Source organism: Pseudoxanthomonas sp. PXM03, assembly GCF_014852005.1.
Lineage (GTDB): Bacteria > Pseudomonadota > Gammaproteobacteria > Xanthomonadales > Xanthomonadaceae > Pseudoxanthomonas_A.
In genome coordinates this window covers 348217-363360 of the sequence record NZ_JACVAU010000001.1, presented here as the reverse complement: position 1 = coordinate 363360, position 15144 = coordinate 348217, and the positions used below count along the sequence as shown (strand labels likewise).

Below are 15144 nucleotides of genomic sequence, written 5' to 3'. Positions count from 1 at the left end.
ACCTGAGGTAGACCGCAGGCCGCAACATGCGGGCGGTCTTTGCACCGACTGATCTTCAAAGACGCCCCCGACGCCTGCCATTCATCGGCAAGGAAGCCACGCCGTCACTCACATGCCTCCGGATGATCGAGGTAGTGTCGCCCTGCATCACTGCCTCACTGCGCGCGATGTCCACTTCGATCGATAGTGGATATCGGGGCACGTCCTACGGCAAGCCAGTCTTCACCGTCTGCGTCGTGACGTCCTCACCCGTGAGATAGGCCGTCAACTCTTCTGGTTGTCCCTGAGGGAATGCCTCCTTCAGGAACTCCAGGAACGCGGATACGCGTGCGCTCAGCAGACGCCGGGATGGGTACAGCGCCCAGATCTCGATGGGTCGTCCCTTCACATCGCCCCACTGCACGAGCGCGCCTGAATGCAGATCGCCGGCCACCAGCGACAAGGGCAGCACGGCGGCGCCTATTCCCGTACGAACCGCATCGCGGATCATGATCAGCGACGCCAGGCGCAGGACCGGTTCGATGGACACGCGCACATCACCGCCCTGTGTCGCCAGATCCCACGCGGATTGATTGCTGGATGCACGCACCACCGCACGCGCAGCAACCCCTGACTCCGGCCTCCCAAGGTCAGGGACGGCCACCGCAACCAGGCGATCACGGAGCAGGACGCGCCCGATCAGGCGTTCGTCGGGATCGGGATTGACCCGGATCACCAGGTCATAGCCCTCCTCCACCATGTCGACGGCGCGGTCCTCGGTCGTGATCTCCAGGCGCACCTCGGGATAACGCAATGCGAAGCGGGCGGCCAACTTGCCGAGTGCCATCTGCGAGAACAGCAGCGGCGCGCTGATGCGCAGCCTGCCACGTGGCGTTTCGCCACCCGAGGCAACCGCCGTGGCGGCTTCGCCGATCTCGGCCAGCAGGGTTTCAGTGCGCTCGAAGAGCGCACGCCCTTCCTGCGTCAGCTTCAGGGTATGGGACCCGCGCTCGAACAGGCGCACGCCCAGGCTCGCCTCCAGGTCCGCTACCCGCCGCGACAACGTGGCCTTGGGGCGTTCGGCCGCCCGGGCCGCCCGCCCGAAGCCGCCATGACGTGCCACCAGGTTGAAGTCGGCCAGGGCCAGGAGGTCCATGTGTTCCACCAACGAGACGGGCGGTCCAAGTATATGGCCTATCGGCCCGTGTCCGGATCAACAACCATGGAGCTTCCTCACCCACCCGGAGCACTCCCATGACCATCCTCGTAACCGGCGCCACCGGAACTGTCGGCCGCCACGTCGTGAAGCACCTTTCCCAGCGTGGCGCCAAGGTGCGCGCCCTCGTCCGCAACCCGGCCGGCGCCACCTTCCCCGCCGGGGTGGAGGTCGTCCAGGGTGACCTGCTCGATGTCGATGCCCTGCGCCAGGCCTTCCAGGGCGTATCCACGCTTTTCCTGCTCAACGCGGTGGTGGCCGATGAATTCACCCAGGCGCTGATCACGCTCAATGTCGCCCGCGAAGCAGGTGTGAAGCGGGTCGTCTACCTCTCGGTGATCCACAGCGACCGCTACGTGAACGTGCCCCACTTCGCCGGCAAGTTCGGCGTGGAACGCATGCTCGAACAGATGGGCTTCAACGCAACGATCCTGCGCCCGGGCTACTTCATGGACAACGACCTGACGATCAAGGACGTGGTGCTCGGCCATGGCGTGTACCCGATGCCGATCGGGAGCAAGGGCTTGGCGATGATCGATGCGCGCGACATCGGCGAGATCGCGGCGATCGAGCTGCTGTCCCGCAATCAGGCACCCGATGGCAGCGCGCTGACCCGCATCAACCTGGTCGGCCCGGACACGCTGACGGGCGCGGATGTCGCGGGCATCTGGTCCACGACGCTGGGCCGCGACATCGCGTACGGCGGTGACGACACGGCGGGCTTCGAGCAGAACCTGCGCCAGTTCATGCCGGCATGGATGGCCTATGACATGCGCCAGATGGCCGAACGCTTCCTCACCGACGGCATGGCGCCCGAACCCGGTGACGTCGCGCGACTGACCCAGCGGCTGGGCCGCCCACTGCGCTCGTATCGCGACTTCGCTGCTGAAACCGCCGCGGCCGGCTGACCTCTTCCAACCTCGTCCATCACGGAGTCCACCATGATCTACTCGACCGCCACCCTGCCGGTGAACGCGCCCGGCCAGACACCACTCACCCGTTCCCAGGCATGGGAGGGGCTGGTGCAGAAGGCACGCGACGCCAGGTTCTTCTTCCCGCCAGACGAATGCACCCGCAGCGAGATCGTCGAGGAGAGCCCATCGCACCTGGTGCGCGAAGCAACCATCCTTGGCAGTGATCTCACCGAGATCATCACCTTCGAGGCAAACACGAAGATCACCTTCTTCCAGGCCATCAGCCCACGCGAAGGCGCGATCATCAACGAGTTGTTCGAAGACGAACGGGGCGAGCTCCAGCTTCGCTTCTATGGCTACCTGGGACTGCGCGGCAAAGTGCCCAACGGCCCGGAAGAACAGGCAGCCCAGGCTTGGATGGATAGCGATAAAGGATTCAAGGCCGCGATCCGGTCGACGCTGAAACGCACTCGCGAACTGGTCGCGGAAGGACGCATCTGAGCAACCTTGTGCGAAGGTGTCGCCTGGTATTCGCTTCCGACCCATAGCGGACACCCCACGACTTCAGGCACTGATACAATTCCTGCTGGACGATACGGATGGGTTCTTTTCTAGTTCATGGAGGACAAATGAATCGCAAGATAACTGCAGTGCTGACGCTCGCAGCTGTTGTTTCCGTGCCTCTGATTGCAATTGCGCAAGTGGCGAAACCCACCGGGACCTTCGCCTTTCTCAGTAGAGCGGACAGCTGTGCAGATGGAAGTAGTAGCTGCTTTTTGACGAGCCCGCAGGACGCCACCCAAGCAGTGAATTCGCTTCGCCAGATAGGCGTCACTGATTTCTTGTTACCGTCATCTACTTTGGCCGAAATGCAGACGATCGGTGCAGCGGTGCAAGCCCAGAATCTCAGGTTCTACACCTACGAGCGTTGGGAGTGGGAGGCCGCCAAAGGGTCGTGCGAAGCCTACAAGAAGGACAGGGTCGACGCTGAGTTGATCCCCCTCAGGAACCAGTTCGGCGGGGCCTTCGCGGGCGTACAGTTCAAGGACGAGCCTGGAACGACCGAGATCGACAGTTACAGAGACTTGCGCAACTGCCTGGCTCAGGTGCCGCAGCTTTCAGATTTGAAGGTGTTCGTCAATCTGGTGCCGCTTAACGCAAATGCTGCTTCGCTAAGCGGCTCAGCACCGAAGGATGCCGATTCGCTGGACCCGAGCGCATACGGCGTGGACTGCAGCAGCAACCGACTCATTTCGCGGCCACTGGCTCAAGCGATGGTGGATAACTACTCCAACTACGCGCGACGCGTGGCCGAAGAGATTGTTCCAGATTACCTGGCCTTCAATTTCTATCCCGTCACAAACCAGATGGCAAATTGCTCGGCAGCACGCGAACTGGTGATGAGCGAGAACATGGCCATCATCTCACTGCTGACGCGTATAGGTGGTACGACGTCGGTCGCGTACCTCCAGAACGTCAAAGTCGGCGTGTCGGCGCCGCGGAATCCAGAAAAGGCATTGCGCTACGCAAACTTCCATAGTTTGCGCTGGTACGCGGCATGGTTCTTCGCCTTCGGTGGTGATCGCTTTAGTAACTTCCTGAGCCATGACAACACGAAGGATATAGGTAACGAGTTCCACTACGGCTTGCTCAACGCGGGCAACGCCCCCGGCCTGCTCGCGTCCGATCAACAGAGTACTTACGGGTTCACCTCGCAGGTGGCAAGCAAGCTCGACGGATTCACGTATCAAGGTTATGTCGCCCCTTGGCTGGGCGTTCCAACCGGCGGCGTCGTCGGCTGGCTGCCCTCGCAAGAAGTCACTATTGGAGAGTACGGCGTCAACACAGACCACCAGGCGCTGTTGTTCGTCGCCCGACGCCCCATGGTTGGCACAGTGGACACAGTAGTGGGCCTGTCCCACTGGTGGGACAAGGTCGAGATGCTTAACTTCAACACCGGTCTATGGGAACTACAGGCCACCAGTACCAACGAGATCAACGTCAGCCTGGGTGCTTTTCCGGGTGCGCTCTATCGCTTGACGGTGAACTGAAGTTTGGCCACAGGGCCACTTGATAGGCCCCGGCCCTGATAGGAGGTTTTTTGGCCTCCAAGCAATACGCCGGGTGACCGCTTCTGGCCGGAAGCTGACATCGAGTCTTGGACACCCGCTGCATACTAGACGCGAAATCCGTGATATGTCCGTAGGTCTCAGGCTGATGCACCGCTTCAGGATCCACACCCGAAAGCACTAACCCTCGGCGTGCCGACACTCTAGGCCGAGAGGAGGAGTCGAAATTTCCGAGGGCAGTGCTCCATCGCGCAATCATCAGAAGCGGTAGCGAACTGTCTCTGCGTATTCTCGGCTGCTGTGGAGAGTTGTCCTCATCGAGGACTGTCTCGGCTCAACTTCCTACATTGCAACGACATCGACACGTCACGCTGGGACAACGCAGATTCGGTCCCACAGCCGGGAGCGTACTAGGTGACTGTCCATGCACGCTGTCAATATCGGCCTCCTGCTCGTCGCCATGCTCGCAGCCGGCGGCTGTGCGAGTCACTCCGCGCAGGTACGTCCATCGCCTGACGACACGCAGTTATTTGCGGCGAGTGGAGTACAGGCGTCGGACGCCGTCGCGCTAGCGGAAGATAAGCCGCTCGGTGACGCGTATGCTTTGCCGCGGCCAGACGAGGACGCAGTGATCGTTGAGGAAGACCTCGCGCTCATCTATGGCAGCGCTGCGGCGTGGGATCCGTGGGAGAAGCAGAACCGTCGAGTCCACCGCTTCAATCTGGTGATCGATGCGCACGTCCTGCGTCCGCTGGCACGCGCATATGTCCGCGTGGTGCTGACGCCGGTCCGCACAGGCATTACCCGAATATTCCGCAATCTCGGCGAGCCCGCCAACGCATTCAACCACGTTGTGCAGGGCCATCCGGGGCATTCGCTCGCGTCCCTTTGCCGCTTCGTGCTCAACACCACGCTCGGCATCGGCGGCATATTCGATCCCGCGACCCGAATGGGTCTGCGCCGGCGTGAGGAAGACGTCGGCCAGACCCTCGGCACGTGGGGATGGCGGCGCTCGCGCTATCTCGTCCTGCCGCTGCTGGGGCCGCGCACCGTGCGCGACACGCTCTCCCTCGTGGTCGACCAGCGCCTGTCACCCCTGCACTACGTCAAAGACGGTGCCACCGTGATTGCGCTGCAGTCGCTCGAGGTGGTGGACGGCCGTGCGCAGCTTGCGGCCTTTGACGACGCCCGCGAGGACGTCTACGACGACTACGCCTTCGTGCGCGATGCCTGGTCGCAGCGACGCGTGCACCAGATCGATGGCGACGCGCCGTCCGAGTGAGCGGTCGCCCGACATTTGGACGACACCGCGATTCCATCCTTCCCGCGCCGGGCGCAAGCCCTTCCCGATCATGCCCCTCCGGATGCCCATGCCTTTCCTCAATCGCCGTCGCCCCCTCGTCGTCGTGGCTATCGTCGCTGGCCTCGCCGCCGTCGCGATGGCCCTCGCATCCTGGCGCGCCGACGAAGCGCCGGCGTCCCGCGCGCTGACGCCGGTGATGTCGGTCACCCTGACTGCTCCGCGCGCCGCGCCGTTGGCGCTGCAGGTGCCGGCGACAGGTCACGTGATGGCGTGGCAGGAGGCGAGCATCGGCGCCGAAACTGAAGGCCTGCGCCTGACCGAGGTGAATGTCAACGTCGGCGACCAGGTGACGCGCGGCCAGGTGCTGGCCGCGTTCAACGCCGCGCTCGTGCGGGCCGATGTGGCGGAAGCGCATGCGGCGGTCGCAGTGGCCGAGGCCGAGGCACAGGAGGCGGACGGCAACGCGCGCCGCGCGAACCTGCTCGAAGGGTCGGGTGCCATGTCCGCGCAGCAGATCAGCCAGTACCTGGCCGTCGCCGCCGTAGCACGCGCGCGCTTGGACGCCGCCCGAGCCGCGGCCCAACGCCAGCATGTGAGGCTGTCGCATGCGCACGTACTCGCGCCTGCCGATGGCATCATCACCGCGCGCACCGCGACTGTCGGCGCAGTGGTGCCGGCGGGCCAGGAGCTTTTCCGCATGATCAAGGACGGGCGCCTGGAATGGCGTGCACGCGTGGCGCTGTCCGACCTCGACGCGCTGGCCCCGGGCCAGGTCGGGCTGTTGCGTGTGCCCGGCCAGGCGCTGATCCGTGGCAAGCTGCGCATAGTCTCGCCGGATATCGACACGCAGACCCACAGCGGCCAGGTGTATGTCGATCTACCGCGCGACAGCGGCGTGCGCGCGGGAACCTTCGTTACCGGACACATCGAGTTGGGTGAAGTCCCCGCGCTCACCCTGCCGCAAACGGCGGTGCTGCTACGCGACGGGTTCCATTACGTGATGCGTGTTGGCACCGCATCGAACGTGGTGGCGGTGAAGGTCGAGGTGGGTCGTCGGATCGGCGACCGCATCGTGATCACCCGCGGCTTGGCGGAAGCCGATCGCGTGATCGCCTCCGGTCTGAGCTTCCTCAGCGAGGGCGACACGGTGCGCGTGGTGGAGGCGTCGCCTCAGGCCGCCCCCGTGGTGCGTAGCGCCAACCCCGCGCGCACTAACGCGGAAGCGCTCGCCCGGAGCGGGTCGTGAACCTCAACGTCTCCACTTGGTCGATCCACAACCCGATCGCCACCACGCTGCTGTTCATCCTGCTGACGCTGGCCGGCATCGGCGGCTTCATGGCGATGAAGGTGCAGAACTTCCCCGACATCGACTTCCCCGTCATCACGGTGACGGCGGCCTTGCCCAGCGCCTCGCCCGCGCAGCTGGAGAACGATGTCGCGCGCCGGATTGAGGATTCGCTGGCCAACGTGCAGGGCCTCAAGCACATCATCACCACGCTGACCGACGGCACCGCCACGATCACCGCCGAGTTCCAGGTCGGCAAGCCGGTGCAGGAGGCGATGGACGACGTGCGCGATGCCGTCTCCGCCACCCGCGCCAACCTGCCCGCGGACCTGGAAGACCCGATCATCAGGAAGCGCGAACTGGCCTCCGCGCCGGTGCTGACCTACACCGTGTCCTCGTCGACGCGCGACGACGAAGCGCTGTCGTGGTTCGTCAACAGCCAGGTCAGCAAGAAGCTGCTGGCGGTGCCCGGCGTCGGCGCGGTGTCTCGCGTCGGCGGCGTCGACCGCGAGGTGCGGGTCGATCTCGATCCGGTCCGCCTGCTGGCGTTCAACGCCACCGCCGCCGACCTCTCGCGGCAGTTGCGAGAACTGCAACAGGAAGCCTCCGGCGGCCGTGTCGATGTCGGCGGCACCGAACAATCCGTGCGCACCATCGCCACGGTCGAAGCGGCGCAGGACATCGCGCGCCTGGACGTGTCCCTGAGCGACGGTCGGCGGTTGCGCGTGGACCAGGTGGCCGACGTGTCCGACACCTTCGCCGAGCCGCGCTCGCTCGCGCTGATGAACGGGCGGCCGGTCGTGGCCTTCGACGTGCTGCGCTCGCGCGGCGCCGGCGAGCTCGACGTGGCCGAGGCCTCGCGCGCGGTGATCGACGAGTTGCGCCAGGCGCATCCGGAAATCGTCTTCGCCGAGGCAGTGGACCACGTGATGCCCATCGCCGAGAACTACCACGGCTCGATGATGCTGCTGTACGAAGGCGCAGCGCTGGCCGTGCTGGTGGTGTTCTGCTTCCTGCGCGACGGCCGCGCCACGCTGATCGCCGCGGTGGCGCTGCCGCTGTCGGCCATCCCGACCTTCGCGGTGATGCACCTGATGGGATTCAGCCTCAACACGGTGTCGTTGCTGTCGCTGTCGCTGGTGGTCGGCGTGCTGGTCGACGATGCCATCGTCGAGATCGAGAACATCGAGCGCCACCTGCTGATGGGCAAGACGCCGATGCGCGCGGCGACAGAGGCCGCCGACGAGATCGGGCTGGCGGTGGTGGCCACCACGTTCACCCTGATAGCGGTGTTCCTGCCCACCTCGCTGATGGGCGGCGAAGTCGGCATGTACTTCGTGCAGTTCGGCTGGACCGCGGCGGTGGCGGTGTTCTTCTCGCTGGTGGTCGCGCGCATGCTGACGCCGACCATGGCGGCCTACCTGCTGAAGGCGCCGAAGAAGGCGCACGCGCCGCCGCGCTGGCTGGCGCGGTATCTGCAGCTCGTCGAGACCTGCCTGCGGCATCGCGCCGCGACCGCCGCCGCGGCCGCGCTGCTGGTGATGCTCGGGCTCGGCGTCGCCGCGCTGCTGCCGGGCGAATTCATTCCCGCCGACGACGGCAACCAGGCGCAGGTGATGCTGACCCTGCCGCCGGGCAGCACGCTGCAGGACACGAGCGCGCTGGCAGAACGCGCTCGTGCGTTGATCGCCGCGCAGCCGCAGGTGGTGTCGGTCTATACCGCCATCGGCGCGAGCAGCGGTGGCGGCGAGCCCGGCGAAGATGCGCAGCCCGGCACCGTCACCCGCGCCACGCTCACCGCCAACCTGGCGCCGCGTGGCGAGCGCGAGCTGACGCGGCAGCAGATCGAAGCCCGCCTGCGCGAGGACCTGCTCGACCTGCCTGGTGCGCGCATCCGCGTCGGCGCTGGCGACGACGAGGGCTACGAACTGGTGCTGACCTCCGAGGACGGCGCCGCGCTCGCGCGCCATGCCGCGGTGGTCGAACGCGAGCTGCGCGGCATTCCCGGCGTCGGCGCGGTGACCTCGTCGGCCAGCCTGGTGCGGCCGGAGCTGGTGGTGCGGCCCGACTTCGCGCGCGCCGCCGACCTCGGCGTGACCTCGGCCGCCATCGCCGAAACGCTGCGCATCGCCACGGCCGGCGATTACCGCCAGGACCTGGCCAAGTTGAACCTCAGCGAGCGGCAGGTGCCGGTGGTGGTGCGGCTGGCCGACCGCGGCCGCGACGACCTCGACACGCTGCGGCGCCTGCCGGTGCCCGGCGCACGCGGACCGGTGCCGCTGGAAAGCGTCGCCGACCTGCAACTGCTGACCGGCCCGTCGGAACTGACGCGCTACGACCGCATGCGCAACGTCGAGTTCGCCGTCGAGCTCAACGGCCAGCCGCTGGGCGATGTCGAGGCCGCTGCCGACGCGCTGCCCAGCCTGCGCAACCTGCCGCGCGGCGTGGCCCACGCGGCCACCGGCGAGGCCGAGGTGATGGGTGAACTGGTGGTCGGTTTCGCCGTCGCGATGCTGGCCGGCATCTTCTGCGTCTACGCCGTGCTGGTGCTGCTGCTAAAGGATTTCGCCCAGCCGCTGACCGTGCTGGTGGCGCTGGTGCTGGCGATTCCGGGTGCGTTCCTGGCGCTGTTCCTCACCGGCGCCTCGCTGTCGATGCCGTCGATGATCGGGCTGATCATGCTGATGGGCATCACCACCAAGAATTCCATCCTGCTGGTGGACTACATCGTCATCGCGCGCCGCGACCACGGCATGGACCTGCGCGACGCCACCGTCGACGCCTGCCGCAAGCGCGCGCGTCCCATCGTGATGACCACGCTGGCGATGGGCGCCGGCATGCTGCCGGTCGCGCTCGGCATCGGCGCGGACCCGAGCTTCCGCGCGCCGATGGCGATCGTCGTCATCGGCGGGCTGATCACCTCCACCGTGCTGTGCCTGCTGGTGGTGCCGGTGGTCTACAGCCTGGTCGACGACGTGCTCGGGCGCGTGCGCATGGCGATCGCCGCGCGCCGGCGGCCGGAAGCATTGCCGGCCGCCGGGGCAGGGGTATGAGAACGATGGGCGGGACGCGCATCGGTGCAGGTCCTTTTTTGCGCGGCGGGGGTCAGGCAAGCGCCCCCGTCCGCGCCTTTTTCTTCCGCGGATCTCCCATGAACTTCAGCACGCTCGCGCTGGCGGCGGTCGGTCTTTACGCGGCCGCGTCCATCGCCTATGTCTACCGCTGGCGCGGCCGGCGGCGCTATGCCGGCTTTGGCGACTACCTGCGCAAGAGCTGGCCGATCTTCGCACCGCTCAACTGCCTGCTGTACCTGGCCACGCACCGCGTCGCGCGCCGGCCGGTGATCGACAGCCGCTACCTCGACGGCATCTCCATCCTGCGCGCGCACTGGCCGCGCATCCGCAGCGAGGCGCTGGCGCTGTACGCCAGCGGCGCGCTGGAAGCGACCAGCCAGCCCGGCTCGGCCGGCTACCACGACCTCGGCTTCCGCACGTTCTACAAGCGCGGCTGGCAGAAGTTCTACCTCAGCTGGTACGGCACGCCGCATCCCTCGGCGCAGCGCCTGTGCCCGGAAACGCTGTGGCTGCTGGCGCAGGTGCCGGGCATCCGCGCGGCGATGTTCTCGGTGCTGCCGCCGGGCGCGGAGCTGACGCTGCATTCGGATCCGATGGCGTGTTCGTTGCGCTACCATCTGGGCCTGGTCACGCCGAACGACGATGCCTGCTTCATCGACGTCGACGGACAGGCGCTGTCGTGGCGCGACGGCCAGGACTTCGTGTTCGACGAGACCTATCCGCACTCCGCGCGCAATGACACCGACACGCCGCGGCTGATCCTGATGTGCGATGTCGAGCGGCCGATGAATCCGTTCGGCCGCGCATTCAACCGGCTGTACTCGCAGCTGGCGCGCGCGCTGGCCGTGCCCAATACCGACGAGGACCGGCGCGGCGCCCTGACTGCGCTGTTCGCCGCCGTCGCGCCGTTGCGCACCCGCGCCGTCGTGCTGAAATCGCAGCGCCGCGGCATGTACGTGCTGCTGAAATATTCGTTGAACACGATGCTCCTGCTGCTCGCCTTCCTGCCCGTTTACGCCGTGCTACAGTGGATTGAGCGCGCGGGCCTGGCGGCGCTGTACTGATCCCGTGCGCACGTCCGCTCCCTGTGTTCCCGCCTGTCCGCGCGTTCCGAGGCGCACGTCCCATGAGTCGCGATTCCCTGTCGATCCTGATCATCGAGGACAACGCGCAGCTCGCGGCCAACCTCTACGATTACCTGGAGAACTGCGGGCATACGCTCGATGCCGCGCCCGACGGACTGTCCGGCCTTCACCTGGCCTCGTCGAAGGATTACGACGCCATCGTGCTGGACTGGAACCTGCCGCGCCTGGACGGCCTGACCGTGCTGCGCCGCCTGCGTGGCGAGGCGAAGAAGAAGGTGCCGGTGATCATGCTGACCGCGCGCGACCAGCTGGACGACAAGATCGACGGCTTCGAATCCGGCCTGGACGACTACCTGGTCAAGCCGGTGGCATTGCCCGAGATCGAGGTGCGGCTGCGCGCGCTGGTCGCGCGCCTGCGCCAGTCGGCGACGCTTGACGACGTGCTGAGCGTCGGCGACCTGCAGTTCCACATGGGCACGATGGAGATCCAGCGCGGCGGGCGCCGCATCGTGCTGACGCGCACCGGCCGGCGCCTGCTGGAGCTGCTGATGCGCAAGAGCCCGCAGGTCGTCTCGCGGGCGAAGCTGGAGCGTGCGGCGTGGGGCGACGAGGTGCCCGGCACCGACCTGCTGCGCTCGCACATGTACGTGCTGCGGCGCGCGCTGGAACAGGCGCCGGAGACCACGCTGCTGCACACCGTGCCGGGCGTGGGCTACCGGTTGTGCGTCGTTGAATAGGGTTTTCGCCCGCATCCTTAAACCGCGCGGCGTGCACGGCGGCATTACCGTCGCGCTGGTGGTGTTCGGCCTGATCATGGCGGCTTCGCTGGCGTTCCAGAACTTCAGCAGCCAGGGCCTGATCGAACATCCCTACTGGGGCGACCTGCTGCGCTCGATCTCGGCCGACCACGCGGCGCGCGTGCGGGCGGGCGAGGCGGACACGCTGCCGCAGACCGGACTCGTGCGCTCGTGGTACATCGGGCCGGGGCAGGCCGCGACCGCGGCGCCGTCGTACCTGGCCGAGCTGCCGCCCGGTTTTTATTCCACCGAGAACGGGTTCCGCAATTTCGCCGAGCTGGAGAACGTCCAAGGCCGCGGCAGTTTCCACGCCGCCGTGGTCGACTTGCCGCCGGGGCGGCTGATCACCCGGGTGGACATCGACGCGATCGAGGACCAGCAGAACCGCACCTCCTGGTGGAGCGTGCTGTGGGCCTTGTCGTACGCGCTGATGATCTGGGCGGTCGTCGCGTGGCTGCACGCCAACCTGGTCCGCCCGGTGCGCGACCTGGCCGACCGCATGCAGGCCATCGACCCGCGCGACAGTGCCGCGCGCCTGCCGACGACCTACCTGCGCGAGGAGATCCAGGTCATCGCGCAGGCCAGCAACGTGCACCTGGACCGTGTCGGCCAGTTCATCGAACGCGAACGCAGTCTGCTCGACCAGGCCAGCCACGAGTTCCGCACGCCCATCGCGGTGATTGCCGGCGCGGTCGACGTACTCAGACAGATGCCATTGCCCGATACGTCGCAGCCGGCCCTGGCACGTATCGAGAGCGCTGTGGAAGGGCTGTCCGAAACCATGGTGGCTCTGCTCTACCTGGCGCGCGAGCCGGAAGACGGCAGCGAACCGGCCGAGGTCACTGCGTTGCACGAGTGTCTGCCGCGGCTGGTGCAGGACCATGAGTACCTGCTGCAGGGGCGTGCGGCGCAGTTGCGTCTCAGTGATTTGCCGCCGACCTATCTGGCCGCGCCCGAAGCGATGGTGCGCATCGCCGTGAGCAACCTGATCCGCAACGCCATCGAGCACACCGAGGCGGGGCATATCGACGTCACGCTGGCGAACGGGGTGGTGTCGGTGATCGATTCCGGCAGCGGCTTCAATCCGGTGGAAGCCGCGCGGCGGTACCGCGACAGCCTGCGCCAGGCGTCGCCTCCGCGCGGGCAGGGGCTGGGGCTGTTCCTGATCGGCCGCATCTGCGAGCGCTTCGGCTGGTCGCTGGCCATCGATGCCGGCGACTTCAGCGGCACGCGTGCGCGCCTGGACGTGTCCGCCAGCGTCATCCCGCTGTAAACAGCGCCGACAGCCGGCATTCAGCGCGTCGCCGCCGCGTACGACATTGCGGCGACATCGCCCCTCCATCCTGCCGTGGCCGTTCGCCGCCACGCATGACCGCATGCGCTGACCACGCCGCGAACCCGGCATCCCACCCAGACGAGGTCGCGCACCCCATGAAGAAGCTCTTGTTGTCATTGTTGTTGTCCAGCCTGCCCTTGGCGGCGTCCGCGCAGGAAGACGGAGATGGTCCACCGGAAGGCGGCCCGCCGCGCTGGAGCGTCGGCCTGGGCGCAATGATCAAGGACAGTCCCTACGCCGGCGAGGGAACCGATGTGCAGCCGATTCCATTGGTGTCCTACGAGGGCGAGCGATTCTACTTCCGCGGCATCACCGCCGGCTGGCGATTCATCGATACCGATGCATTTGAACTGAGTGCGCTGGGCAAGTTCCGCTTCGATGGCTTCAAGATCGACGATCTCGGCCGCGTCGAACTGGCTCGGAACGGCCTCGACTACCGCCTGCTGGAAGATCGCGACATGGGGTTCGACTTGGGGCTGGGCATGAGTTGGAAAGGCCGCGGCGGCGAGCTGGAGCTCGAGCTGCTCGCCGATGCCACGGGCACCAGCGAAGGCCAGGAGTTGTCGCTGCAGTACGGCTATCCCATCGAGATCGGTCGTGGCCAGCTGACCCCCAGCATCGGCGCTACTTGGCAGTCCAAGGATATGGCGAACTACTACTACGGCACGCTCGACGAAGAAGTGGCGCGCGGCGTAGTGGATTACAACCCGGGCTCGGCCACCGTTCCGCACGTCGGCGTGCAGTACTTCCGCCCGATCGGAGAGAAGTGGTCGATGATGGCGTTTGCGCGCTACAGCAGCTTGCCGGACGAGATATCTGACAGCCCACTGCTGGAGCCGGATACCGACGACGCGACGTCGCTCTTCATCGGCTTCTCGCGCGGATTCTGACTAGCGCCAACCATGTAGCTGACGGTGGGGAGGCGCGTCATTCCCCACCCATTCCGTACCTGAGACGCTGTATCAAAAAGGAAATCGGCCCTGAGTCTGACGTAGCCCCAACATGCCAAGCTTTGGCCTCATAAGAGGGGCGTGCGCATGCGTAAAGCCTCTCCTCCCATCTCACGATAGGGGAAAGCTGTGAAGCGAAGCCCAAACCGCTGTGTGGTACGTCCTGCCTGGAACTTGGGCAAAATGGTGGGGCAGAAATCGCCACTCAAACTGAAGGAGATCTGGTCGATTCGGGTCCGACTTCAACTCAGTGGCGACAAACGCCAGTTGGCGCTCTTCGATCTCGCAATCGATAGCAAGCTACGTGCATGTGATCTGGTCGGACTCCGCGTCCGAGACATTGCACATGGCGTGCGGATTGGTTCGAGAGGATGCCTTATACAGCGGAAGACAAAGCGTGCTGTCCAGTTTGAAATCATGCCACACACCAGGGAGGCTTTGACTTCGTGGATCGGCAGCCGGCAGCCGGCAGCCGGCAGCTAGGGCTAGATGATCATCTCTTCCCAGGTGGTTCGCAGGGCTATTCTCATCTATCTACACGTCAGTACGCCCGTCTAGTGAAGGCTTGGGTCTGCAGTATCGGCCTGGATCCCGTGAGCTACGGAACACACTCCATGCGCCGGACGAAGGCATCACTTATTTATCAGCGCACCAAGAATCTGCGCGCCATACAGCTGCTGCTCGGGCATAGCAAGATTGAGAGTACCGTCCGCTACCTTGGGGTAGAGGTGGACGACGCCCTGCTACTAGCCGAGCAAACCGAAGCGTAGCTCTTAACCTAAAGCAGCCTTGGCATGACTGCTTCCGACCCAAAGCGGACATCCTCTGGAGTGCTTCCCCGCGCTCGTTTGTCGGAGGCGGGAGAGCAGACAAGTGGTTGAACTGCTTCTGTGACAAGGTAGGAGACCACAAATGCGGAGTCCTAGAGATCAGAAAGCTGGATCTAAGAGAACTCAGTCCTTCTTAAATACTCTGAAGGCGTCAATCCCACAACGTCACGAAAGCAACGACTGAAATGACTTTGGTCGAAGTAACCGAGCTCGGCTGTCAGCTGTAGAAGAGATGACTCTCCTTCGCTTAGACGCCTCTCGGCCTCCTTCACTCGACGCCATCTCACATACTCAAGCGGGCTCATT

The 15144-nt window shown here is 65.6% G+C and carries 12 protein-coding genes; 11 read left to right on the top strand and 1 reads right to left on the bottom strand.

Annotation, left to right across the window (positions count from 1 at the left end; all coding sequences use genetic code 11):
- Nucleotides 1–205: 205 nt before the first annotated feature.
- The gene (locus IB223_RS01710) at nucleotides 206–1135 is read right to left on the bottom strand and encodes a LysR family transcriptional regulator (RefSeq protein ID WP_192199962.1); all 930 of its coding nucleotides are present in this window, start codon (nucleotides 1133–1135) and stop codon (nucleotides 206–208) included.
- Nucleotides 1136–1233: 98 nt separating this feature from the next.
- Here IB223_RS01710 and IB223_RS01705 point away from each other — a divergent pair, with 98 nt between their 5' ends.
- From IB223_RS01705 to IB223_RS19005, 11 genes are all read left to right on the top strand, one after another.
- Complete coding sequence (locus IB223_RS01705) at nucleotides 1234–2103, top strand: NmrA/HSCARG family protein (RefSeq protein WP_192199961.1); 870 nt, start codon at nucleotides 1234–1236, stop codon at nucleotides 2101–2103.
- A 33-nt stretch (nucleotides 2104–2136) separates the two neighbouring features.
- The gene (locus IB223_RS01700; RefSeq protein ID WP_192199960.1) at nucleotides 2137–2610 is read left to right on the top strand and encodes an AtaL-like protein; all 474 of its coding nucleotides are present in this window, start codon (nucleotides 2137–2139) and stop codon (nucleotides 2608–2610) included.
- A 128-nt stretch (nucleotides 2611–2738) separates the two neighbouring features.
- Entirely contained in the window at nucleotides 2739–4160 is a 1422-nt protein-coding gene (locus tag IB223_RS01695) for a hypothetical protein (protein ID WP_192199959.1), read from the top strand.
- A gap of 442 nt (nucleotides 4161–4602) precedes the next feature.
- The gene (locus IB223_RS01690; protein ID WP_192199958.1) at nucleotides 4603–5460 is read left to right on the top strand and encodes an MlaA family lipoprotein; all 858 of its coding nucleotides are present in this window, start codon (nucleotides 4603–4605) and stop codon (nucleotides 5458–5460) included.
- Nucleotides 5438–6727, top strand: a complete 1290-nt coding sequence (locus IB223_RS01685; RefSeq protein WP_225590754.1) for an efflux RND transporter periplasmic adaptor subunit — start codon at nucleotides 5438–5440, stop codon at nucleotides 6725–6727. The genes IB223_RS01690 and IB223_RS01685 overlap by 23 nt, the downstream gene beginning before the upstream one ends.
- Complete coding sequence (locus tag IB223_RS01680) at nucleotides 6724–9819, top strand: efflux RND transporter permease subunit (RefSeq protein WP_192199957.1); 3096 nt, start codon at nucleotides 6724–6726, stop codon at nucleotides 9817–9819. The genes IB223_RS01685 and IB223_RS01680 overlap by 4 nt, the downstream gene beginning before the upstream one ends.
- 98 nt (nucleotides 9820–9917) lie before the next feature.
- Nucleotides 9918–10904 carry an aspartyl/asparaginyl beta-hydroxylase domain-containing protein gene (locus IB223_RS01675; protein WP_192199956.1) on the top strand — a complete coding sequence of 329 codons (987 nt, stop codon included), beginning with the start codon at nucleotides 9918–9920 and terminating at the stop codon, nucleotides 10902–10904.
- Nucleotides 10905–10981: 77 nt separating this feature from the next.
- Nucleotides 10982–11662, top strand: a complete 681-nt coding sequence (locus IB223_RS01670) for a response regulator transcription factor (RefSeq protein ID WP_225590885.1) — start codon at nucleotides 10982–10984, stop codon at nucleotides 11660–11662.
- The gene (locus tag IB223_RS01665; RefSeq protein WP_192199954.1) at nucleotides 11655–12995 is read left to right on the top strand and encodes a HAMP domain-containing sensor histidine kinase; all 1341 of its coding nucleotides are present in this window, start codon (nucleotides 11655–11657) and stop codon (nucleotides 12993–12995) included. The genes IB223_RS01670 and IB223_RS01665 overlap by 8 nt, the downstream gene beginning before the upstream one ends.
- A gap of 158 nt (nucleotides 12996–13153) precedes the next feature.
- Nucleotides 13154–13948 carry a MipA/OmpV family protein gene (locus tag IB223_RS01660; RefSeq protein ID WP_192199953.1) on the top strand — a complete coding sequence of 265 codons (795 nt, stop codon included), beginning with the start codon at nucleotides 13154–13156 and terminating at the stop codon, nucleotides 13946–13948.
- Between the two features lie 506 nt (nucleotides 13949–14454).
- A complete protein-coding gene (locus tag IB223_RS19005) occupies nucleotides 14455–14778 on the top strand; it encodes a tyrosine-type recombinase/integrase (protein ID WP_343227124.1) in 324 nt (107 codons plus the stop codon).
- Nucleotides 14779–15144 lie beyond the last annotated feature (366 nt).